A 22,111-nucleotide genomic window follows, 5' to 3' on the forward strand; every position below is an offset into this window, starting at 1 on the left:
GCTCCCACCGGATATCACAGTGTCTGAGGGCAAGAGCGGGAAACACGCGTTTCCCGCCCCGCAGCACGCGGTTACTTCTTCGGGTAACCCGCGCGCTTCATGTCCCGCTCGGTGGCGGTCTGAGCGGTTTTCAACGCGTTGTCCACTGTGCTCTGGCCGATGAGGGCGGCCGAAAACTGCTGGCCCACGCTGGTGCCGATGGCCTGGAACTCAGGAATCGTGACCAGCTGGATGCCCACATACGGGACAGGTTTGAGTGTGGGCGACTTGGGCGTGACGGCCTTGAGTGATTCCAGGGTGATGTTGGCGAACGGCGCTGCCGTCTTGTATTCATCGCTGTAAGTCGACGCGCGGGTGCCTGGCGGCACGTTGGACACGCCATCTTTCTGCGCAACCAGCGCGGCATACTCTTTGGACGTGGCCCATTGCGTGAACTCGGCGGCGTCCTTGGCATTTTTGGCGCTGTTCGGGATCGCCAGCGCCCATGAGTAGAGCCAGGCCGAGCCTTTGTCGGTGACTTCATGCGGGGCATAGGTGAAGCCGACGTTGTCGGCCACCTTGCTCTGAGTCTTGTCGGTCACGAAAGAACCGGCAACGCTGGCGTCCACCCAGATTGCGCACTTGCCGCTGTTGAACAGGGCAAGGTTTTCGTTGAAGCCATTACTGGATGCGCCCGGCGGGCCAGACTGTTTCATGGTGTTGACGTAGAAGCTGAGAGCGTTCTTCCACTCGGGCTGGTCGAACTGCGGTTTCCATTGCTCGTCGAACCAGCGCGCGCCAAACGAGTTGGCGACCGTGGTGATCAACGCCATGTTCTCGCCCCAGCCTGCCTTGCCGCGCAGGCAGATGCCGTACTGTTCCTTGGACTTGTCAGTGAGCTTGCCGGCGAATTCGGCAATCTGTGTCCAGGTCGGGCGCTCTGGCATGGTCAGGCCCGCGTTCTTGAACAGGTCCTTGCGGTAGTAGGTGATCGAACTCTCTGCGTAGAACGGCAGCGCGAACAGCTTGCCGTCCACCGACAGGCCATCACGGACCGAAGGGAATACGTCATCGAGCTCGTAGCTGGCAGGCAGGTCTTTCATTTCCTGCAACCAGCCCTTGGCGCCCCACAGGGAGGCTTCGTACATGCCGATGGTCAGCACGTCGAACTGGCCGCCTTTGGTGGCGATGTCGGTAGTCAGGCGTTGGCGCAGGACGTTTTCTTCGAGCACCACCCAGTTGAGTTTGATGTCGGGGTGTTTTTCTTCGAAGGTCTTGGAGAGGCGTTGCATGCGGATCATGTCGCTGTTGTTGACTGTGGCGATAGTCACAGTGCCAGCAGTGGCGGTGCCACTGACCATGAAGCAGGTGCTGAGGACGGAACTTGCAAGCAGAGCTTTGGCGAAGGTCTTCATTGATCACTCCTCTTCCACGCCCGGAAGGCTGCAGAAGGACGGTTATTGTTTTTGTCTCTTCCGGAGGTAGGAAGATGTGGTCCGATTACACCGGCGTTCGACGCGAAAGACAAATCCTGCACCACACTCCGACTGATACTTTTTTGCAGTGGGCTTGCGGGCGTGGCTGTTACGCAAACGCCTTGTGACAGGCGTTGGCGAACTTCCAGCGTAGACGATGCGTGCGCAGGCGGGGCGAATCAGTACAGGTTTTGTTCGGTCAGACGCTGGACGGCCAGGCGGCGGTAGTGCGAAGGGGTCATGCCTTTGAGCTGCTGAAAGCGTCGGTTGAAGTTGGAAATGTTATTGAAACCGGACTCGAAACACACATCGGTCACCGGCTTGTCACCATCGGCCAGCAGTTCGCAGGATTTGCTGATGCGCAGGCGGTTGACGAACTCAACAAAGCAGCGCCCGGTGGCCTGTTTGAACACTCTGGAGAAGTAAGTGGGCTTCATGCCCAGATAGTCGGCCACTTCTTCAAGTGGTAACTCTCGACTGTAGTTGGCGAAGATGTAATCCACCGCTCTGTTGGTCCGGTCGACACTGTGTTCGTCTGCGGTCTGGGTGACGGCCGTGCCGGACAGCAACTGGTAGTCGTCGCTGGCAGCGAGCAATTCCAGAAGAATGAAAAAGTGGCCCAGACGTGTGATGCCGCTGGAATCGGCGATGCGCTGCATCAGCTTCATTGCCTGGCGGATCGTACGTTTGCAGCGAAATTCGATGCCGTACTGTGCCCGCTCCAGCAACGGCGCCAGGGTGCGCAGTTCGGCGAACACCTGATTGCCGCTTTCGAGCAGTTCGTCGGTGAAATTCACCAGCATGTCGCGTTTGGGCACGACTTCGTTTTCATCGATCTGGCTGATCCAGTTGTGCGGCAGGTTGGGGCCGGTGAGGAACAGGCTCGCCGGGTGGAAGTTACCAATGTAGTCGCCCACAAAGACCTTGCCGGAACTGGCGACGATCAGATGCAGTTCGTATTCCTTGTGAAAGTGCCAGCGTACCAGCGGACAGGGAAAACCGTGCTCGCGATAGATAATGGACAGGCCGTTGTGGTCGTCCATCAACTCGTAGGAAGGGTCCGCAATTCTTGTTGTTTTACTCATGGCGTAGCCGTTTGCAGTGGTTGCCAGGACGTTAATGTGCCTCATTTTCTGAATCATTGCCCGACCGAGACGGAAAAAACCCTTAGGATCAGCGACTGATCATGGCGACAGCCGGGAGTGATTGACGATGAAACAGATTCTCCTCATCGGGATGGGCGCCGGTGATCCCGAGCAGATCACGATCCAGGCCATCAATGCGCTGAACCGGGCGAGTGTGGTGTTCATCCTCGACAAAGGCTACATCGATGATGACCTGCTGCAGCTTCGCAACGCGGTCTGTCAGCGCTATATCCGCCACGATGAGTATCGGCTGGTGCAGGTGCAGGATCCTCGTCGCGAGGATGATCCGGCCCGCTACGAGCGCGGTGTCGAGCACTGGCACGAGCAGCGCGCGGTGTTGTTTGAACGCCTGATGAGCGAGGAACTGGGAGTGGACGACGTCGGCGCATTTCTGGTCTGGGGTGATCCCTCACTTTACGACAGCACAATGCGCATCCTTGACAGGGTTTTGGCACGGGGCAGGGAAGTCTTTGCTTATCAGGTGATTCCCGGCATCACCAGCGTGCAGGCACTGGTGGCCAGGCACCGCATCCCACTGAACCGGATCGGTGAGCCAGTGCTGATCACCACCGGACGCCGCATGGCGGCAAGCCCGGCTGAAGGCCCGGACAACGCCGTGGTGATGCTGGACGCCCACTGCACGTTCGAGCGCTTTGTCGGCAAGGGGCTGGACATCTACTGGGGTGCTTATCTGGGCACCCCGGACGAGATAATGGTGTCAGGCAGGCTCGATGACGTGTACGAACACATCAAACAACTGCGCGCCGAGGCGCGGGAGCGCAAGGGCTGGGTGATGGACACCTATTTGTTGCGCAGGCCGTGCTAGCGACGCTCACAGCGTACGATTCTTCGCCTCGATCCACTGCGCCATGTATTTGGTGCTCTTGTGATGGTGATGTCGAAGCATCGCGCCGGTGAAGTTGGCCAGCCGATGGCCGGTCAGATTCTGGCGTAACGTGTCGATGCGCTCCATCAGGCTGGCGCAGTGTTGCGGGTGCAGGTACCGGTCGTTCAACAGCGCCCAGCCTGCCGTTTGGGCGTCGGCCCACAGCGTTCGGTCCCGATAGAGGCGAACTGCGGCCTCGGCGATCCCGGCGGTGTCGCGGGCAATAAGGCCTGGCCAGGGCAACCCGCCGCTCATCGCTTCTGCGCCCACTGGCGTGGTGACCGAAGGGGTTCCGCACAGCATGGCATCAATAAGCTTGCCCTTGATGCCCGCGCCAAAACGCAAGGGCGCCAGGCAGACACGGGCCTGAGACATGACCTGCAAGGCGTCTTCGGCCCAGTTCATGACATGAAACCCCTGCGCCGCGTTGTGCAAGGCGGTGGCTTTGGGCGGCGTGTAGGCGCCGTAGATGTGCAACTGCGCGTCGGGCAGTCGTCGGCGAATCAGCGGCCAGAGCGCGGTCTTCATCCACAACACCGCGTCCCAGTTGGGCGCATGGCGAAAATTACCGATGCTGAGGAAGTGCGCGCGTTCGTCGAACGGCAGTGCCTGTTCGGCGGGGGCGCCCATCATCAAGGGGCACCAATGCAGCAGTGATGAAGGCAGACCGAACACGCCGGTCAGCAGCTCGATCTCCACATCCGAGGTCATCAGGCTCAGGTCGCACCGGTACAGCGATGCCATTTCGCGCTGCGCAAGATCGCTGGCCGCCATGCGATTGAACAGCACTTCGGGCGAATGATCAGGAATGCTGTGCAGATCGCCGGGCTGGCCCTCATCCTCCAACTGCTCTTTGAGCAGTTGATGGCGCGCCTGGCGCAGGCTCTGCAGATCCGAGGTTTCCAGGATGCGCAGGGCATCGGGGCATTGCTGCTCGACACGCCAGCCGAACTGTTCTTCGATCATGAATTGATCGAACAGCACAACATCGGGCTGCAGCTCGCTCACGAAGGTGTCGAAGCTGCTGTTATTAAGCTCGATGCGTACTTCGTGGATGCCCAGCCCGATCAGGTCGGCCCGGTGTTCGCCTTCGGTTGCAGGGCTGGCGAACGTGATCTGCCAGCCATGCTCCAGAAAGCAACGGATCAGTTGCATCACATGTCCGCTGGCTGCCGAAGAGCGAGGCTCTGGCCAGACGTAGCCGATAATCAGCAGCCGGGTCATGGGTGGTCTGGGGTCAGTGCCGGTCGGGATATCAGTGTGGGTCAAGAATGCTCTTCACTTTGTCGCGCAGGTCGTCGATGGAGAAGGGCTTGCCAATCGAATGCATGCCTTGAGGCACATCGATGTTTTCCGAATAACCGCTGGCGAACAGCACGGGGATTTCTGGATAAAGGCCTCGTACAATTTTTGCCAGTTCCGAACCCTTCATGTCAGGCAGGCCCTGATCCGTCATCAACAGGTTGACCTTGTTTTCGGGGTGCTCGGTTTTCAGAACGGCGAGGGCACTCTCCGCATCTTCGGCTTCGAGGACCTTGTATTCCAGCTCTTCGAGCACGTCGACGATTAGCATGCGCACGATGGCGTCGTCCTCGACCACAAGAATGGTGCTGGTTGCGTCCGGCATGGTTTGACTCCTTAAAGCCTGAAAATAATGTTGATACAAAAAGCGCAGCTCTCTTGCGCCTTACCGGTCTGTGTGAGGTCCGGGACGTCGCACAGGCGGCTTCTTTTACAGTCCTTGTATCAGTAAATAAAATCCACTCGGAAGTTCAATCTATTGCCTTTCTTCGCCGGTCAGCATAGCAAGCCTTGGGCAAAGAGCCATGCTGGCAGATATGTCGGAGCTTATCGCCGATTTATGTGTGAAATTTCAATCCTATATGTGAGAAATGAGAGTCTTTTTTAGCGCTTTACGGCAAACTCTACGGTTTTGATCCAATCGTCAGGGATTTTTCATGAATCGGACGTCTGTCGTCGATGAACAACGCTTTCGCAAACTGCTGGGGCGTAACGTCGGTCTGCCTCTGGGTGTCGGCGTATTAAGTGCGGTTTTCTTCATTCTTTTGATCAGCTATCTGTTGTCGGCCATTCAATGGGTTGAGCACACGGATCGGGTCATCAACAACACCAATCGCTCAATGAAGCTGTCCATCGACATGGAAACCGGTATGCGCGGCTTCCTGTTGACCGGCGATCAGCATTTTCTCGACCCTTATGAGGTTGCCAAGCCTCTGCTGACGGCAGAACTGCAGGGCCTCAAAATGCTGGTGGAAGACAATCCGACCCAGCTGGACCGATTCAGGCGGTTGCTGACCCTCCAGGAAGAGTGGAACGCCTTTGCCTTGGAAATGATTACGCTGCGCCGAGAGAATGGCGACTATCAGACCCCTGTGCTGGCCGGGCGAGGCAAGCGCATCACCGACCAGATCCGTACCGAATACGATCAGGCTGTCGAGATGGAACAGCAGTTGCGCCTGACGCGCAACGCCGAGGTCACACGTAGCACCATCGTGTCTGTCACCCTGTACCTGATTTTTGTGATCATTGTCAGTGGCATTCTGGCCTGGATCGGGCGTCGCGATCTTATGGCGCTGTCTGACACCTACAGCGAAAACCTCAGGCAGCAGGAAATCAACGCCGAGCGCCTGCAGAAAGTCGCCTGGCTGCGCAACGGTCAGAGCGAACTGGCCGAGCAGGTTCTGGGGCAACTGACCCTGAACATGCTGGGTCGCAATATTCTGCAGTTTCTTGCCCGCTATCTGGGGGCGTCGGTGGCAGCGGTCTATGTGCGCCAGGAGCATGGCGGCCTGACCCGTGTGGCGTCCTACGGTTTTTCCCGCGAGCAGGAAGAGCGTGACCAGACCATTCACAGCGACGAAGGCATTGTCGGTCAGGCTGCGCGACAGGACCGTGTGATCAGCCTGCAGGATGTGCCTGTCGATTATTTCAAGGTCAGCTCCGGTCTGGGCGATGGCTCGCCACGCAGCGTGATCGTTGTGCCGACCAGCAACGACGATCAGGTCAACGGCGTGATCGAACTGGGTTTCCTGCACGCGTTGACCGAGCAGGACGTTGAATTCCTCGAACTGATTTCCGACAACGTCGGCACCTCTATCGAGGCCGCGCGCTATCGTCAACGTCTGCAGGAAGTGCTGGCCGAAACCCAGCAGCTCAATGAAGAGTTGCAGGTGCAGCAGGAAGAGCTGCGTACGGCCAACGAAGAGCTTGAAGAGCAGTCGCGGATTCTCAAGGAGTCACAGGCGCATCTGGAGACTCAGCAGGCCGAACTGGAACAGACCAACGAGCAGTTGGCTGAGCAGAGTCAGGCGCTGGAAGATCAGCGTGACGCACTGGATCGCAACAACGAAGAGCTGAATCGGGCTCAGGTCGAATTGCAGGCCCGTGCCGACGAACTGCAGCGCTCCAGCAAGTACAAGTCAGAGTTTCTGGCCAACATGTCCCATGAGCTGCGCACGCCGCTCAACAGCTCGCTGATCCTGGCCAAACTGCTGGCCGAAAACCCGACCGAGAACCTGACGGCCGAACAGGTCAAGTTTGCCGAGTCGATTTATTCGGCCGGCAATGACCTGCTGAACCTGATCAACGACATTCTGGACATCTCCAAGGTCGAAGCCGGCAAGCTGGAAGTGCGCCCGGAAAACAGCAGTGTGTCGCGTCTGGTGGATGGCTTGCGGAACATGTTTCAGCCCTTGGCCACCGAAAAGCGTCTTGAATTCACGGTCGAAATGCAGGCCGGTGCGCCGACGATGCTGTTCACTGACCGCCAGCGACTCGAGCAGATTCTCAAAAATCTGCTGTCCAACGCCATCAAGTTCACCGAGGCAGGCACGGTCAGCATGATCGTTTCGCGTCAGCCGGGCGCCGGCATTGCGTTTACCGTTCGTGACTCAGGCATCGGGATTGCCGAAGAACATCAACAGAGCATCTTCGAGGCGTTCCGTCAGGCCGATGGCACCACCAACCGTCGTTATGGCGGCACCGGGCTGGGGCTGTCGATTTCCCGTGACCTTGCCGCGCTGCTGGGCGGTTCGATCAGCGTGACTAGTGCACCGGGGCAGGGCAGCATCTTTACCCTGATATTGCCGGAGCAGTACGCCGAGCAGGCTGACGGCTACCAGGCTGCAAGCATTGCGGCCGTCGTGTCGGCACCTGTGCCTGCGTTGCCAGTCGTTGCCCGTCCGGTGATCGAGCCAGTGGCCGAGCGGGATGAGTCGATTCCGGTGTTCGACGATGATCGTGACAAGGCGCCGTTCGACAAACGCTGCATTCTGGTCATTGAAGATGAGGTCCGGTTCGCGCAGATCCTGTTCGATCTGGCGCATGAGCTGGGCTACTACTGTCTGGTGGCGCATGCGGCCGACGATGGTTTCAATCTGGCTGCACGCTTCACCCCGGATGCCATCCTGCTGGACATGCGTCTACCGGACCACTCGGGGCTGACGGTGCTGCAGCGCCTCAAGGAACTGGCACCCACCCGGCACATCCCGGTGCATGTGATTTCCGTCGAAGATCGCCAGGAAGCCGCGTTGCACATGGGCGCGATCGGCTATGCCGTCAAACCCACGACACGCGAAGAACTCAAGGACGTGTTTGCCAAGCTGGAAGCCAAGCTGACCCAGAAGGTCAAGCGAATCCTGCTGGTGGAAGACGATGCCTTGCAGCGTGACAGCATTGCGCGCCTGATCGGTGACGATGACATCGAGATCACCGCAGTGGGCTTCGCGCAGGAGGCGCTGGACCTGCTGCGCGACAACATCTATGACTGCATGATCATCGACCTCAAGCTGCCGGATATGCTGGGCGGCGAACTGCTCAAGCGTATGGCGACCGAGGAAATCTGTTCGTTCCCGCCGGTCATCGTCTACACCGGGCGCAACATGACCCGCGATGAAGAAGCCGAGCTGATGAAGTATTCGCGCTCAATCATCATCAAGGGTGCGCGTTCGCCGGAGCGTCTGCTCGATGAGGTGACGCTGTTTCTGCACAAGGTCGAATCCCAGCTCTCCAATGAGCGGCAGAACATGCTCAAGACCGCCCGCAGCCGCGACAAGGTGTTCGAGGCGCGCAAGATTCTGGTGGTCGATGACGATGTACGTAACATCTTTGCCCTGACCAGTGCGCTGGAGCACAAAGGCGCTGTGGTCGAAATCGCGCGCAACGGCTTTGAGGCGATAGCCAAACTCAACGAAGTCGAAGACATTGACCTGGTGCTGATGGACGTGATGATGCCGGAGATGGATGGCTATGAAGCGACCATCGAGATTCGCAAGGATCCTCGCTGGCGCAAGCTGCCAATCATTGCTGTCACGGCCAAGGCCATGAAAGATGATCAGGAGCGCTGCCTGCAGGCAGGCTCCAACGACTACCTGGCCAAGCCTATCGATCTGGACCGCTTGTTCTCGTTGATTCGCGTGTGGCTGCCGAAAATGGAACGTATCTGAATGAAGACGGCCCAACCCAGCGTCCTCGACAACTCATTCAGGTCCATCCATGCATCTTGATCGTAACGCCGAGATCGAGTTGAGGCTGCTCATCGAGGCTATCTACCTCAAGTACAGCTACGACTTTCGGGATTATTCCGGCGCTTCGGTCAAGCGCCGCGTGGCCCATGCCCTGCGCCAGTTCGATTGCAGCACGATTTCTGCGCTTCAAGAGCGTGTGCTGCACGACCCGGCTGCATTCATGCAGCTGCTGCAGATACTCACCATTCCGGTCAGCGAGATGTTCCGTGATCCGCCGCACTTCCTGGCGATTCGTCAGGAGGTCGTGCCGTTACTGCGCACCTATCCTTCCATCAAGGTATGGATTGCGGGCTGCAGCACGGGCGAGGAGGTGTATTCCATGGCCATTTTGCTGCGTGAGGAGGGGTTGCTGGAGCGCACGATCATCTATGCCACGGACATCAACCCCAGCTCCCTGGAGAAAGCCAAGCAGGGCATCTTCTCGATGGAGAACCTGCGCGCTTATACGGAAAATTATCGCAAGTCCGGCGGGCTGCGTGATTTTACCGAGTACTACACCTCCGCCTACGATTACGCGATCTTCGACAAGACGCTGCGTGAAAACGTGACCTTTGCCGATCACAGTCTGGCCACGGATAGTGTATTCTCCGAGACGCAATTGATTTCCTGTCGTAACGTATTGATTTACTTCAATAAAAAGCTACAGGATCGCGCCTTTGGGTTGTTTCACGAATCGCTCTGCCATCGTGGCTTTCTGGCATTGGGCAGCAAGGAGACGCTGGATTTTTCTGCGTACAGCGGCGCATTCGAAACCCTGGTCAAGCCTGAGCGGATCTACCGTAAATCATGATGACGACGTTCGTCGGTGGGACGACCCGAGAGGTGTTGCCGGTCGTGGATGCGATTGTGGTAGGTGCGTCTGCTGGCGGGGTCGAGGCGTTGCTGAAGATTTTCAGCGGATTGCGGCCTGGGTTCTGTCTGCCGATTCTGGTGGTGCTGCATTTGCCCGACGATCGAAACAGTCAACTGGCGCAGGTGTTCCAGAGTCGCCTGGCGATTCCGGTCAAAGAGGCCGACGACAAGGAAAGCGTCAAACCCGGAACGCTGTATTTTGCGTCGTCGGGTTATCACCTGTCGGTGGAGACTGACCGCACGCTGTCGTTGAGTCAGGAAGACCGGGTGTTTTACTCAAGGCCCAGCATCGACATTTTGTTCGACTCGGCTTCTGATGCCTACGGTGAGCGCCTTGCGGGCGTACTCCTGACCGGTGCCAACAATGACGGAGCGCAAGGTTTGCTGCAGATCAAAAAGTATGGCGGTTTAACGGTAATTCAGGACCCGCAGCAGGCCCAGGCGCGTACCATGCCCGAGGCCGGCCTGGCGCTGCATTCGCCGGATTACCTTCTGTCTTTGAACGAAATTGGCCAATTGCTGGTGGAGCTGGAACGAATCGCATGCTAAATGAAATCCAGGCAAAACTGCTGATCGTCGACGATCTGCCGGAAAACCTGCTGGCTCTCGAGGCGCTGATCAAGCGCGAGGACCGCTCGGTGTTCAAGGCGCTTTCGGCTGACGAGGCGTTGTCGCTTTTGTTGCAGCATGAATTTGCGTTGGCCATTCTCGATGTGCAGATGCCCGGCATGAACGGCTTCGAGCTGGCAGAGCTGATGCGCAGTACCGAAAAGACCAAGAACATTCCCATCGTGTTCGTCAGCGCGGCGGGCCGCGAACTCAATTATGCGTTCAAGGGCTACGAAAGCGGCGCAGTAGACTTCCTGCACAAACCGCTGGACATCCATGCGGTCAAGAGCAAGGTCAATGTGTTCGTTGACCTGTATCGCCAGCGCAAGGCCATGAAGATGCAGGTCGAAGAGCTCGAGCGCAGCCGTCACGAGCAAGAGACGTTGCTCAAGCGCCTGCAGTCCACCCAGGGCGAGCTTGAGCACGCGATACGCATGCGTGATGACTTCATGTCGATCGTTTCCCATGAGGTACGCACGCCGCTCAACGGCCTGATCCTGGAAACCCAGTTGCGCAAACTGCATCTGGCCAAAGCAAATATGGCAGCGTTCACGCTCGACAAACTGCGCGCCATGGTCGACCGCGACGAGCGCCAGATTCAAAGCCTGATCCGGCTCATCGAAGACATGCTGGACGTGTCGCGCATTCGCACGGGCAAACTGTCGATTCGCCCCAGTCCCTTTGACCTGTGCGAGCTGGTGACCCAATTGCTGGAGAATTTCTCGGCCCAGATCGCCGCTGCCAACTCCACCATTACATTGGTTGCCGACCAGCCCGTGATCGGTGTATGGGATGAGTTCAGGATCGAACAGGTTGTGGCCAACCTGCTGACGAATGCGCTGCGCTACGGTGCCCGTAAGCCTATCGAGGTGCGCGTTTATTGCGAGGGTGGCCAGGCGAACGTAGAGGTTCGGGACCAGGGTATCGGTATCACTGCCGAAAACCAGAAGCGCATCTTTCAACAGTTCGAGCGCGTCTCGGCAAGCCATGCGGTTGCCGGACTGGGCCTGGGGTTGTTCATCTCCGAGCAGATCGTCATGGCCCACGGCGGCCGGATCGAAGTGGAAAGCGAAGAGGGCGTTGGCTCCGTGTTTCGAGTCTGCCTGCCGCAGTGATCAGTGGCACACTGCAAAAGCTGATGGCATTACGGAATTATCGTATTTCTGTCGCAACCTCCGCTGTGCGCTGTGGTCGTATTGGCAGCTATCTATAAGATCAAAGGCAGTTCAATGAGCGCTGACGCAGAAAACGTTGTACTTATCGTCGAAGACGAACCCCTGATTCTGATGCTGCTGGCCGATTATCTGTCGGGTGTGGGCTATCGCGTCCTGCAGGCAGAAAACGGTGAGCAGGCCTTCGAAATCCTTGCGACCAAGCCGCATCTTGATCTGATGATCACTGACTATCGCCTGCCTGGAGGTATTTCGGGTGTGCAGATTGCCGAGCCAGCAGTCATGCTGCGACCAGAGCTGAAAGTGATTTTTATCAGCGGTTATCCCGCAGAAATCGTCGATTCGGGCAGCCCGATTGCCGCCAAGGCGCCGATTCTGGCCAAGCCATTCACCATGGAAACCCTGCAATCGCAGATCCAGGAATTGCTCTCCTGATCTCGGTGCAGCACGTGGCAGGGCACGCGATGTGCAGAATGCGGGCGGGACGCACCGAGGCCTGAGCGTTGTCTCAGGCCTCGATCATTTCCCGCACTTTCGACGTCAGGTGATCGAACGCAAAGGGTTTGGTGATCATCTGCATGCCGGTGTCCAGGAAGCCTGCACGTGCCGCAGCATGCTCGGCGTAGCCAGTGATGAACAGCACTTTGAGGTCGGGGCGCAGTTGTCGGGCAATCTCCGCCAACTGGCGCCCGTTCATGCCGGGCAGCCCGACGTCACTGATCAGTAGATCAATGCGCTGACCCGATTCCAGTACAGGCACCGCTGTCAGCGCGTCGCCTGCCTCAATGAACCTGTAACCCAGTTCGCTAAGCACCTCGCTGACCAATGCCCTGACGGCCGGATCGTCTTCGACGATCAGCACTGTTTCCCCGGCTTTGGCGTAAATCGCGTTGCTCTGGAAATTCTGTTCATCCTCGTCCTGATTGCCTTGGAAGCGTGGCAGGAAAAGTTGCACGGTGGTGCCCCGACCGACTTCACTTTTTATCGATACATGGCCATGTGACTGCTTGCTGAACCCATAAATCATCGACAGCCCCAGCCCTGTGCCCTGGCCGATAGGCTTGGTGGTGAAGAACGGGTCAAAAGCTCGGCTCATGACCGAGTCAGGCATGCCACACCCGTTGTCGCTGATGCTGAGAACGACATAGTCACCCGGCAGCAGGTTTTCGTGGGCGTTGGTAAATACGGTGTCCAGTTGCTGGTTATACGTCTCGACGGTCAGCAGGCCACCGTCAGGCATTGCATCCCGCGCATTGAGCACCAGATTGAGCAACGCGTTTTCCAGCTGGTTGGGATCGGCTTCGGCGGTCCACAGGTCATCCGACAGGCGCATGTCCAGCTGGATGCTCTCATTGACACTGCGCTGAATCAGTTCGCCCATGGCGTTGATCAGGTGGTTCATTTCCACCGGTTTGGAATCCAGCGACTGACGCCGCGAAAAAGCCAGCAGGCGGTGGGTGAGGGCGGCTGCGCGGTTGGCTGAGGTCACGCCCAGATCAATCAGGTTATCCAGGCCCTCGGTGCGTCCTCTGGCAAGGCGTCTTCTGATCAGCTCCAGGCTGCCGATGATGCCGGTCAGCATGTTGTTGAAGTCGTGGGCGATGCCCCCGGTCAGCTGCCCCACCGCTTCCATTTTCTGGGACTGCCGCAGCACTTCTTCCTTGTGTTGCAGCTGCGAAGTGCGTTCTTCGACTTGCTGTTCCAGTGTCTCGTTGAGGCGTCGCAGTTGGGATTCGGCCTGTTTGCGCTCGGTAATGTCAGATGTCACCCCGACCAGGGAGCTGACCTGACCCTGATTGTTGCGAATGGCTCGGGCACGCACGTCCACCCAATTGAGCGATCCATCCGGCCACACATTACGGTATTCGATGATGAAGTCGACGCCCGTGTCCAGGCTGCGCTGCAGCGCTGACTGCATGCGTGGCTGGTCATCGGGATAGACCACACGCAGCCAGTCGTCATAGCTGAACGGCTCATGTTCTTCGCGGCCATAATGACCTCGGGTGATCGCCGAGCACGTGATCTGCAGGCGTTCCGCTTGCAACTCCCATGACCCGAGGCGTCCGGCCTTGAGTGCATTCTGCAGGCGTTTTTCGCTTTCAAGCAGGTCCTCAAGGTGCAGCCGGGCTTGGTACTGTCGTCGTCGCCCGCGTACGGCGGTCGCCACCAGACTGACCAGAGTAATGGGGTGGAAGGGTCTTTCAAGAAACGTGACATTGCCCAGCAGGCTGCCCAGGCGCGCCGATGGATTCTGTTCGGGGCCGCCGTGATGCGTCAGCAATACGATGGGCAGGTCCGACCAGGCTGGCTGCTGGCTCAGTAAATCCAGAAGCGGGCTGATATCGACGGTGCGCAGTGCCTCATCGGCAATCACCGCAACCCCGGCACCCGTCTGCAGCTCGCCAACGAGCTCGTTCAGGTCGCGTGCAACTGTGGCCGGATAACCGGCTTCCTTGAGGATCATCAGGGCAATCTGGCCGTCACGCCCTCGCGGAGCCAGGATGATCGCCCGTTCTGAAAGTTGCCCTGGAGTGCTCACAATTCATCGTCCGTCAGCAGCGGTTTGCTTTCGCCCAGATAGGTTGGAACCCCTCGCAGAACGCCTTGAAAGGCTTCCAGCGGGGCGCCGATTTTCAAGCCTTTACTGCTGATGCGATACTCGCGAATCGTGGATTCGTGGGTGCCGGTGCGCTTTTTGATGATCGAAATGGCTCTGCGTACCTGGCCAAGCGCTTCGAAATAGCGCAACAGAATCACACTGTCTGCCAAGTAGGTGATGTCGACGGGGGAGCGCATGTCGCCGACCAGTCCATGCTGGGCGACGGTCATGAAAGTCGATGCGCCTTGACGATTGAGGTAGAGCAAAAGCTCGTGCATGTGCAGCACCAGTGCGTTCTCTTCCGGCATTGATGCCTGATAGCCGTTGATGCTGTCGATGACCACCGTCTTGATCTGCTTTTTATCCACGGCACGTCTGACGCGATGAGAGAACTCGCCGGGGGACAATTCTGCAGCGTCGATCTGCTCGATCACCATATTGCCGGTTTCCTGCAGCGAGCGCAGATCGATGCCGATTTTGAGCATTCGCTCAAACAACAGGCCCAACTCTTCATCGAAGATAAACAGACCGACACGCTCGCCTCGCGCGACTGCCTGCGCCGCGAAAACCATCGAGATGAGGGATTTACCCGTGCCAGCCGGACCAAGAATCAGCGTGCTGGAACCGCCTTCGATGCCACCGCCCAACAGGTCGTCAAGTTCCTGAATGCCGCTACTGGACTGTTTGCGTGAGTAGCTGGACCGATGCTCCGCAGCCACCAGGCGCGGGAACACATGGATCCCGTCTTCGGCGATGGTGAAGTCGTGAAAGCCGCCACGGTATTTCTGGCCACGGTATTTGACGATCCTCAGGCGCCGGCGTTCGGCCCCGTAGGCCGGGGTCAGCGACTCGAGGCGGATCACGCCATGGGCAACACTGTGTACCGTCTTGTCCAGCGCTTCGGTGGTCAGGTCGTCCAGCAGCACCACCGTGGCGTCATAGCGTGCAAAGTAATGCTTGATCGACAGAATCTGCCGACGATAACGCAACGAGCTTTGCGCCAGCAGGCGAATTTCCGAGAGGGAGTCGATGACCACTCGAGTGGGTTTGACGCGCTCGACCACTTCAAAAATCTGCCGTGTGGCTTCGCCCAGTTCCAGATCAGAGGAGTAAAGCAGGCTCTGATGGTGGTTGGTATCCAGGAAGTTCTCAGGCGGCGTCAGCTCGAAAATCCTGATGTGCTCATCCAGCTCCCAGCCATGGGAGCGAGCGCCGTCGCGTAACTCGCGCTCAGTCTCGGAGAGCGTGATGTACAAGCACACTTCGCCAGCGTCTGCCCCAGCCAACAGAAACTGCAGTGCTACGGTTGTCTTGCCGGTTCCGGGTTCTCCTTCGAGAAGGAAAACGTGACTGCGTGAAAGACCACCCGAAAGGATGTCGTCCAGACCTTCAATGCCGGTTGCCGCTTTTGACGTATTCAAGTATCGCCCTCTGATGACTGACGGAGCAGTAGTAGTGTCACCCAATACTGGACATCATGGCACTACGACGGTTCACACTAATTTGCCGGGCAAGGGGTGCTGGAAACCTCGAAAAAGCATGGATGAGGATCCGGCAAATGTCCTATCAGCCGCCTACGACTGCCATGCCTGGCTTGTTATAGTCGGTTGATTCCATAAAAGCCTTTCAAGGATTTTGCCATGCCTGATTACCAAACCTTGCTGGTCGAGCTGAACGACAACATCGCCCACGTGCAGATTAATCGTGCAGACAAGGTCAACGCCATGAGCGAAGCGTTCTGGACCGAAATCATCGAGATCTTCCAGTGGATCGATCGTGAAGACGAGGTGCGGGTCGTGGTGCTCAGCGGTGCCGGTAAACACTTCTCATCCGGCATCGACCTGAAAATGCTGGCATCGGTCGCCGGTCAGCTAGGCAAGGACGCAGGGCGCAATGCCAGGGTGCTCAGGCGCACGATTCTCGACATGCAGGCCTCATTCACAGCCGTAGACAAGTGCCGAAAGCCGGTTCTGGCTGCCATTCAGGGTTACTGCCTGGGCGGCGCCATTGATCTGGTGTCGGCCTGCGACATGCGCTATGCCGCCGCCGACGTGCAGTTCGCGATTCGTGAAATCGACATGGGCATGGCGGCTGACGTCGGGACCTTGCAACGCCTGCCAAAGATCATCCCCGATGGCATCATGCGTGAGCTGGCTTACACCGGCCGCATGGTCGGTGCAGAGGAAGCCTTGCGGATCGGATTGGTCAACCGGGTATTCGACGACACGCCTGCGTTGCTGGAAGGCGTCATGGCGGTTGCTCGTCAAATCGCCGAAAAATCGCCCATCGCCATCGAGGGCACCAAACAGATGATCGGTTACATGCGTGACCACAGCGTGGACGATGGCCTTGAGCACGTTGCTATCTGGAACGCTGCCATGTTGCAATCAGCGGACCTGAAGCTGGCAATGGTTGCGCAGATGAGCAAGCAGAAGCCGGTCTTTGACAATTGAAGCGCTAGCACGCTTGCGTTCAAACAGAGGAGTTTTTCCATGACGCGCCCGGAGCGTTGGACGACCGCAGTGCTGGATATCGAGGCCAGTGGCGGTTGGGCTGTGGTCCATGGCGACCAGGGGTTTCTGCTTGACGGCAACGGTGTATTGTTCCCCAGAGCCTGGCTCAAAGGACTGGATCTGCCGGTGCAGAGCGAGCACGGCATCGGGCACTTTGACGGCGAGGCGGTTTACCTGCTGGTGCTGGAGCGGTCAGTACCGGTTGAGGGCTGTTCCTGGCAGGGCTTGCGGCAATTCATGCTGGAAGGCGACTTTGCGGTATTTCAAAAGCTCGGCTATGCCGCACAGATCAGCACATGGGCCAGAGAACACCGTTTTTGCGGCGCCTGTGGCCGTCCGACCGTACAGGTGCGTGGCGAGCGTGCCATGTACTGCGAACACGACAACCTGCGTTTCTACCCACGCATCTCCCCGAGCATGATTGTATTGATCACGCGAGGCGATGAGATCCTGCTGGCCCGGTCGCCGCGCTTCGTGACAGGCGTCTACAGCACCCTGGCAGGGTTCGCCGAGCCCGGCGAGTCGGCCGAGGATTGCGTGCGCCGTGAGGTGATGGAGGAAGTGCAGATCCGCATCAAGAATCTCAAGTACATGGGCAGCCAGTGCTGGCCGTTTCCGCACTCGATGATGCTGGGTTTTCATGCCGAGTACGAGAGCGGTGAGATCGTGCCGCAGGCCGATGAAATCGAGGATGCGCGCTGGTTCAGGATCGACGATCTGCCACCATTGCCGGCCAGCCGCTCGATTGCGCGCTATCTCATCGAAGCGTATCTGGCCGAGCGATCAGGCTCCCCCGAACCAGTGCTGCCAGGCCAGACGCACGGTTAGGCCCAGCACCACGGTGATGAACACAGGGCGGATAAACTTCGCGCCGCCCTTGATCGCTGTGCCCGCACCGAAGTACGCGCCAAACATGACCGCCAGACCCATGCACAGGCCGATCACATAGTCCACCTGGCCGGAGAACATGAACACCGACAGCGCCACGGCGTTACTGACGAAGTTCATGCTGCGCGCCACACCGCTGGCCTTCACCAGGTCGACCGGGTAGATCAGCAGCGTGCTGACCGTCCAGAACGCCCCAGTGCCCGGTCCGGCGACACCGTCGTAAAACCCCAGACCCAGGCCTTGTGGCAGTTGCCATTTCTTCTTGATCGGCGCATCGCTGTCCAGCGGCGCCTTGGGCGTACCGCCGAACAGCAGGTACAGGCCGCAGCCGAACACAATCACGGGCAGCATCTGGTTCAACCATTCGGCGGGCAGGTAATGCGCAATGATCGCACCGATAGCCGCGCCGGCAGCGGTGCCGATAATGGCGTGAACCCACTGTTTTGGATCGAACAGCTTACGCCGATAGAACGTAAAGCTTGCAGTCGCCGAACCAAAGGTTGAACTGAGCTTGTTGGTGCCCAGCACCAGATGGGGTGGCAGGCCTGCTGTCATCAATGCAGGTGTGGTGAGCAGCCCGCCGCCGCCTGCGATGGCGTCGATGAATCCGGCAATGAAGGCTACCACCGCCAGAATGGCCAGGGTGGTCAGGTCGACGCTGAGTTCGAAGGGCATGGAGGGCGGCTTATGGCAGAGGGGCAGAATGGCGGCGCATTCTAACCCTTTGCCGAATGTTGCAGGAAGCCTGTCAAATATCGGCGAGCGCTATCCAGCGTTGCTGCTCGGCGGCCAGACGGATTGCCGCGGCCAGGCGTTCGATCTGCCAGGCCTCTTCGAAATCCGGGCCGCGACTGCCTTGCCCGCACATCGACAGGATCAGCGCCTGAACCTCCAGTGCCTTGAGTTCGTTGTAGCCCAGTTGATGGCCGGGAGCCGGGCAAAATGCCGCGTAGCCAGGCAGTGATGGTCCGGCCAACAGGCGCTGAAAACCGTCTCGTCCAGGATCACCTGCGCGATAAAGGCGCAGTTCGTTGAGGCGTTCCTGATCGAAGGCCAGCGTGCCTCGGGTGCCGCTGATTTCGAAGCTGAGATGGTTCTTGTAACCGTGCTTGAGCCAACTGCTGCTGAACGTGCCGCGTGCGCCGTTGGCGAAACGCAGCAGGGCATGGGTCTGGTCGTCGACGGCAATGTCGCGCAGTTCCGTGCTGCCAGCGCTGGCAGGGCGTTGGCGATGGACAGTGCTGACATCGGCGCACACCGCTTCAACGTCACCCAGCAGGTAACGCGCCATGGCCAGCAGGTGGCTACCCAGATCGGCCAAGGCACCGCCCGCGTGAGCGGCTTCGCAGCGCCACGACCAGGGCGACTGTGCATTGCCCATGAAGTCTTCGCTGAATTCACCCTGGAAGCTGATGATGTCGCCCAGTTCACCAGCGTCGATCATTTTTCGGGCCAGGCCAATCATCGGGTTGTGCTGATAGTTGTAACCCACCTGTGTCACGACACCAGAGGCCTTGGCGCTGCGGCGCATCTGATCGGCCTGGGCCAGGCTGACGGCCAATGGTTTTTCACAATACACCGCCTTGCCGGCGGCAATGGCAGCCATGGCCATCGGAAAATGCAGATGATTGGGCGTGGTGATCGCGACGATCTGTACCTGAGGGTCGTCGATCAGTTGCTGCCAGTCGGCATGGCTGTGATCGAAACCCCAGGCCCGTGCGCAGTGCTCGGCGCGTACGCTGTCGGCGTCGGCCAACGCGGCAAGGCGAATACGTGCAGGAAGGTCGAGGGCCGCACGGGCATTGCCAAACGCCAAGGCATGCGCGCGGCCCATGAAACCGGTACCGATCAGGCCGATACCGAATTCGGGCAACGTGGAAGAGTGGGGTTCGCGCATGACAGTCTCCAGAAAGGATTGTTGTTATGCGGAAAATATATTCCAAATAAATAACCAATGGAAAATATAATTCATTTATTCGCGGCGTGCAGCGTTTGTCCTGAAGGGCTCAGGACAGGAAGCCGCCATCCACATTCAGCGCAACGCCTGTGGTGTAGCTGGACGCCTCACTGGCCAGATACAACACGGCGCCGGCCATTTCACTGGGTGCTGCCACACGCTTGAGCGGGATCTGCGCAAGTGCCATGTTGAGAATCGCGTCGTTCTTGACCAGTGCCGAAGCAAATTTGGTGTCGGTCAGCCCCGGTAGCAGAGCGTTGCAGCGAATGCCGAACGCTGCGCACTCTTTGGCGAACACTTTGGTCATGTTGATGACCGCCGCCTTGGTCATCGAATAGATACCCTGAAACGCACCCGGTGAAACAGCATTGATCGATGCAACGTTGATAATGCTGCCGCCGCCGTTCTCGCGCATCAGCTTGCCGGCCTCGACCGACATGAAGAAGTAACCGCGAATGTTCACGTCCACGGTTTTCTGAAAGGCGCTCAGGTCGGTGTCCAGCACATTGCAGAACTGCGGGTTGGTCGCGGCGTTGTTGACCAGAATATCCAGACGGCCGAATTGTTGTCGAATCTGTTCGAAGGCGCTGCTGATCTGCTCCATCTCACCGATGTGGCAAGCGATGGCCGTGGCCTTGCCGCCCTCGGCCGTGATGGCGTCAGCCACCGCCTGACATCCGTCGATTCTGCGGCTGGACACGATCACATGGGCCCCTTGCTGGGCAAGCAGCCTGGCGATGGCCTCACCAATCCCGCGGCTGGCGCCGGAAACGAAAGCAATCTTGCCGTCGAGGTCGAAAAGCTGGGTTCTGGACATGTCTTTTCCTTGTTCTGATGTCATCAAAGGCTGGATTTGGCGATTACATTCAGGCTCATGTGCTCCAGCAGCTTGTTCATTTGAATGAACTGCGCGAAGCGTTTGTCCTGGGTCTGGCCGTGGTAGAACCGGTAATAGATCTGCTGCACGATCCCCGCCAGACGAAACAGGCCGTAGGTGTAATAGAAGTCGAAGTTCTCGATCTGGATGCCAGCGCGTTCGGCGTAGTAGTCGACGAATTGCTGACGGGTCAGCATGCCGGGCGCATGACTGGGCTGGCGACGCATCAATTGCACTGGCGCAGGGTCGTCGGCCTGAATCCAGTAGGCGAGGGTATTGCCCAGGTCCATCAGCGGATCGCCCAGGGTCGTCAGTTCCCAGTCCAGCACGCCGATGATGCGCATCGGGTTATCGGGGTCGAGGATGACGTTATCGAAGCGGTAATCGTTGTGCACGATGCTGGAAACCGGGGAGTCTGCAGGCATCTTGGCTGAAAGCCAGGCCTTGACCTGCGCCCAGGCCGGCGCGTCGGGCGTCATGGCTTTTTCGTAACGTTCAGTCCAGCCTAGAATCTGCCGCTGCACGTAGCCCTGCGGCTTGCCCAGGTCGCCCAGGCCACACGCCTGATAATCGACCCGATGCAGATCCACCAGCTTATCGATGAAGCTTTTGCACAGCGCCTGAGTATGCAGCGCATCAAGACCCAGCGCCGGCGGCAGGTCCGAGCGCAGGATGATGCCCTTGACGCGTTCCATGACGTAGAACTCGGAACCGATCACTGACTCGTCGGTGCAGTGCAGATACGCCTTGGGGCAATAGGGAAATGCATCCTTGAGCTGATTGAGGATGCGGTACTCGCGGCCCATGTCATGGGCTGAACGCGCCTTGTGCCCAAAGGGTGGCCGACGCAGCACCAGTTCCTGATCAGGGTACTGGATCAGGTAGGTGAGGTTTGACGCGCCGCCCGGAAACTGGCTGATGAGGGGCGCGCCGTGCAGGTCCGGAATGTGGGTCTTGAGGTACGGGTCGATCAGGGCGATGTCGAGTTCTTCGCCGCTACGAATGTCGGTGGACTGGTCAGTCAGCGCCATGCTTATCCCTTCTGCTTATTATGGTCAGCCCTAAACATTGACTAATCTAATGACCGACTGACCTGCGAACAACCGTGAGTCAGCCTTATAGGCTAGCGTGTTGCTGGCCAATCAGCGGCCTTGATTACCAGCCGTCGATGGACAGGCGAAAAAAAACCGAAGCCTGCAGGCTTCGGTTTCTTCATTTGCGTCACGCGGTGCTCGGGACTCAGACCGGGAACAGCTCGCTCAATTTCATGGCCAGCATCATGTCACCTTCGGCGCGAAGCTTGCCGCCCATGAATGCCTGCATGCCATCGGTCTCGCCGCTGACGATGCCTTTGAGGGTCTCGCTGTCCATCACCAGAGTGACGTTGGCATCAGGGTTCTCGCCTTCCTGCAGGTCGCAGGTGCTGTCCTTGACGATCAGCGCGTAATGCTTGTCTTCGTCAGTGATATGGAAACCGAAGACCAGGTCCAGGCCTGCAGCAGCGCTTGGGTTGAACTTGGCTTGCATTGTTTTGACGGCGTCGGCTGTTGAGGTCATGTCTTGATCCTTTTATGGTGGGTTCTGGCGCCCGACAAGGGCGCGATTGGCCGGGC

Annotated in this window: 19 protein-coding genes; 8 read left to right on the forward strand and 11 right to left on the reverse strand. The window is 58.4% G+C overall.

All coding sequences use genetic code 11. The annotated features are described in order from the left end of the window. Positions 1-71: 71 nt before the first annotated feature. Positions 72-1,394: an ABC transporter substrate-binding protein gene (locus tag BUB69_RS01800; RefSeq protein WP_073162002.1), complete on the reverse strand. Its 1,323-nt coding sequence runs from the start codon at positions 1,392-1,394 to the stop codon at positions 72-74. Positions 1,395-1,633: 239 nt separating this feature from the next. Next, positions 1,634-2,539 carry an AraC family transcriptional regulator gene (locus BUB69_RS01805; RefSeq protein WP_073162242.1) on the reverse strand — a complete coding sequence of 302 codons (906 nt, stop codon included), beginning with the start codon at positions 2,537-2,539 and terminating at the stop codon, positions 1,634-1,636. Positions 2,540-2,666: 127 nt separating this feature from the next. Here BUB69_RS01805 and cobF point away from each other — a divergent pair, with 127 nt between their 5' ends. Then, complete coding sequence (cobF, locus tag BUB69_RS01810; protein WP_073162003.1) at positions 2,667-3,425, forward strand: precorrin-6A synthase (deacetylating); 759 nt, start codon at positions 2,667-2,669, stop codon at positions 3,423-3,425. 6 nt (positions 3,426-3,431) lie between these two features. Here the strand turns inward: cobF and BUB69_RS01815 are convergent, their stop codons facing one another. Continuing rightward, positions 3,432-4,709, reverse strand: coding sequence for a glycosyltransferase (locus tag BUB69_RS01815; protein WP_175561640.1), 1,278 nt, complete (start codon positions 4,707-4,709; stop codon positions 3,432-3,434). Positions 4,710-4,740: 31 nt separating this feature from the next. Beyond that, positions 4,741-5,112 (reverse strand): response regulator, encoded by a 372-nt coding sequence (locus tag BUB69_RS01820; RefSeq protein ID WP_073162004.1) that lies wholly within the window; start codon positions 5,110-5,112, stop codon positions 4,741-4,743. Between the two features lie 331 nt (positions 5,113-5,443). On the opposite strand from BUB69_RS01820, the gene BUB69_RS01825 reads away from it, so the two are divergent. The 5 genes from BUB69_RS01825 (at position 5,444) to BUB69_RS01845 (ending at position 12,099) form a co-directional block, all read left to right on the forward strand. Next, on the forward strand, positions 5,444-8,950 hold the full coding sequence (locus tag BUB69_RS01825) for a response regulator (RefSeq protein ID WP_073162005.1): 3,507 nt from the start codon (positions 5,444-5,446) through the stop codon (positions 8,948-8,950). Positions 8,951-8,999: 49 nt separating this feature from the next. Then, complete coding sequence (locus tag BUB69_RS01830; protein WP_073162006.1) at positions 9,000-9,821, forward strand: CheR family methyltransferase; 822 nt, start codon at positions 9,000-9,002, stop codon at positions 9,819-9,821. Continuing rightward, entirely contained in the window at positions 9,818-10,432 is a 615-nt protein-coding gene (locus BUB69_RS01835; protein ID WP_073162007.1) for a chemotaxis protein CheB, read from the forward strand. The genes BUB69_RS01830 and BUB69_RS01835 overlap by 4 nt, the downstream gene beginning before the upstream one ends. Next, the gene (locus BUB69_RS01840) at positions 10,426-11,607 is read left to right on the forward strand and encodes a hybrid sensor histidine kinase/response regulator (RefSeq protein ID WP_073162008.1); all 1,182 of its coding nucleotides are present in this window, start codon (positions 10,426-10,428) and stop codon (positions 11,605-11,607) included. Before BUB69_RS01835 ends, BUB69_RS01840 begins: the two co-directional genes overlap by 7 nt. A 114-nt stretch (positions 11,608-11,721) precedes the next feature. After that, entirely contained in the window at positions 11,722-12,099 is a 378-nt protein-coding gene (locus tag BUB69_RS01845; protein ID WP_073162009.1) for a response regulator, read from the forward strand. Between the two features lie 73 nt (positions 12,100-12,172). Here the strand turns inward: BUB69_RS01845 and BUB69_RS01850 are convergent, their stop codons facing one another. Both BUB69_RS01850 and BUB69_RS01855 read right to left on the reverse strand, forming a co-directional pair. Continuing rightward, positions 12,173-14,203 carry a response regulator gene (locus tag BUB69_RS01850; RefSeq protein ID WP_073162010.1) on the reverse strand — a complete coding sequence of 677 codons (2,031 nt, stop codon included), beginning with the start codon at positions 14,201-14,203 and terminating at the stop codon, positions 12,173-12,175. Then, on the reverse strand, positions 14,200-15,684 hold the full coding sequence (locus tag BUB69_RS01855; protein ID WP_073162011.1) for an ATPase domain-containing protein: 1,485 nt from the start codon (positions 15,682-15,684) through the stop codon (positions 14,200-14,202). Before BUB69_RS01855 ends, BUB69_RS01850 begins: the two co-directional genes overlap by 4 nt. A gap of 219 nt (positions 15,685-15,903) precedes the next feature. On the opposite strand from BUB69_RS01855, the gene BUB69_RS01860 reads away from it, so the two are divergent. Next, positions 15,904-16,716: a crotonase/enoyl-CoA hydratase family protein gene (locus tag BUB69_RS01860; RefSeq protein WP_073162012.1), complete on the forward strand. Its 813-nt coding sequence runs from the start codon at positions 15,904-15,906 to the stop codon at positions 16,714-16,716. A 39-nt stretch (positions 16,717-16,755) separates the two neighbouring features. Next, a complete protein-coding gene (nudC, locus tag BUB69_RS01865) occupies positions 16,756-17,604 on the forward strand; it encodes an NAD(+) diphosphatase (protein ID WP_073162013.1) in 849 nt (282 codons plus the stop codon). Here nudC and BUB69_RS01870 read toward each other — a convergent pair. The 5 genes from BUB69_RS01870 to BUB69_RS01890 form a co-directional block, all read right to left on the reverse strand. Beyond that, entirely contained in the window at positions 17,560-18,339 is a 780-nt protein-coding gene (locus tag BUB69_RS01870; protein ID WP_073162014.1) for a TSUP family transporter, read from the reverse strand. The genes nudC and BUB69_RS01870 overlap by 45 nt on opposite strands. A gap of 73 nt (positions 18,340-18,412) precedes the next feature. Beyond that, positions 18,413-19,561: a Gfo/Idh/MocA family protein gene (locus tag BUB69_RS01875; RefSeq protein ID WP_073162015.1), complete on the reverse strand. Its 1,149-nt coding sequence runs from the start codon at positions 19,559-19,561 to the stop codon at positions 18,413-18,415. 109 nt (positions 19,562-19,670) lie between these two features. Further along, positions 19,671-20,438, reverse strand: coding sequence for an SDR family oxidoreductase (locus tag BUB69_RS01880; protein ID WP_073162016.1), 768 nt, complete (start codon positions 20,436-20,438; stop codon positions 19,671-19,673). Between the two features lie 23 nt (positions 20,439-20,461). After that, the gene (locus BUB69_RS01885) at positions 20,462-21,529 is read right to left on the reverse strand and encodes a phosphotransferase family protein (protein ID WP_073162017.1); all 1,068 of its coding nucleotides are present in this window, start codon (positions 21,527-21,529) and stop codon (positions 20,462-20,464) included. A 208-nt stretch (positions 21,530-21,737) separates the two neighbouring features. Beyond that, on the reverse strand, positions 21,738-22,055 hold the full coding sequence (locus tag BUB69_RS01890) for an SCP2 sterol-binding domain-containing protein (RefSeq protein WP_073162018.1): 318 nt from the start codon (positions 22,053-22,055) through the stop codon (positions 21,738-21,740). Positions 22,056-22,111: the final 56 nt, after the last annotated feature.

Origin of the sequence: Pseudomonas asturiensis, from assembly GCF_900143095.1 — a bacterium.
GTDB lineage: Bacteria > Pseudomonadota > Gammaproteobacteria > Pseudomonadales > Pseudomonadaceae > Aquipseudomonas > Aquipseudomonas asturiensis.

What these genes read in the sequence shown, in the direction of transcription:
- BUB69_RS01870 (WP_073162014.1), bottom strand. Translation starts at nt 18,339, where the DNA reads ATGCCCTTCGAACTCAGCGTCGACCTGACCACCCTGGCCATTCTGGCG.
- nudC (WP_073162013.1), top strand. Translation starts at nt 16,756, where the DNA reads ATGACGCGCCCGGAGCGTTGGACGACCGCAGTGCTGGATATCGAGGCC.
- BUB69_RS01875 (WP_073162015.1), bottom strand. Translation starts at nt 19,561, where the DNA reads ATGCGCGAACCCCACTCTTCCACGTTGCCCGAATTCGGTATCGGCCTG.
- BUB69_RS01825 (WP_073162005.1), top strand. Translation starts at nt 5,444, where the DNA reads ATGAATCGGACGTCTGTCGTCGATGAACAACGCTTTCGCAAACTGCTG.
- cobF (WP_073162003.1), top strand. Translation starts at nt 2,667, where the DNA reads ATGAAACAGATTCTCCTCATCGGGATGGGCGCCGGTGATCCCGAGCAG.
- BUB69_RS01880 (WP_073162016.1), bottom strand. Translation starts at nt 20,438, where the DNA reads ATGTCCAGAACCCAGCTTTTCGACCTCGACGGCAAGATTGCTTTCGTT.
- BUB69_RS01890 (WP_073162018.1), bottom strand. Translation starts at nt 22,055, where the DNA reads ATGACCTCAACAGCCGACGCCGTCAAAACAATGCAAGCCAAGTTCAAC.
- BUB69_RS01840 (WP_073162008.1), top strand. Translation starts at nt 10,426, where the DNA reads ATGCTAAATGAAATCCAGGCAAAACTGCTGATCGTCGACGATCTGCCG.
- BUB69_RS01860 (WP_073162012.1), top strand. Translation starts at nt 15,904, where the DNA reads ATGCCTGATTACCAAACCTTGCTGGTCGAGCTGAACGACAACATCGCC.
- BUB69_RS01805 (WP_073162242.1), bottom strand. Translation starts at nt 2,539, where the DNA reads ATGAGTAAAACAACAAGAATTGCGGACCCTTCCTACGAGTTGATGGAC.
- BUB69_RS01800 (WP_073162002.1), bottom strand. Translation starts at nt 1,394, where the DNA reads ATGAAGACCTTCGCCAAAGCTCTGCTTGCAAGTTCCGTCCTCAGCACC.
- BUB69_RS01885 (WP_073162017.1), bottom strand. Translation starts at nt 21,529, where the DNA reads ATGGCGCTGACTGACCAGTCCACCGACATTCGTAGCGGCGAAGAACTC.
- BUB69_RS01845 (WP_073162009.1), top strand. Translation starts at nt 11,722, where the DNA reads ATGAGCGCTGACGCAGAAAACGTTGTACTTATCGTCGAAGACGAACCC.
- BUB69_RS01815 (WP_175561640.1), bottom strand. Translation starts at nt 4,709, where the DNA reads ATGACCCGGCTGCTGATTATCGGCTACGTCTGGCCAGAGCCTCGCTCT.
- BUB69_RS01820 (WP_073162004.1), bottom strand. Translation starts at nt 5,112, where the DNA reads ATGCCGGACGCAACCAGCACCATTCTTGTGGTCGAGGACGACGCCATC.
- BUB69_RS01830 (WP_073162006.1), top strand. Translation starts at nt 9,000, where the DNA reads ATGCATCTTGATCGTAACGCCGAGATCGAGTTGAGGCTGCTCATCGAG.
- BUB69_RS01835 (WP_073162007.1), top strand. Translation starts at nt 9,818, where the DNA reads ATGATGACGACGTTCGTCGGTGGGACGACCCGAGAGGTGTTGCCGGTC.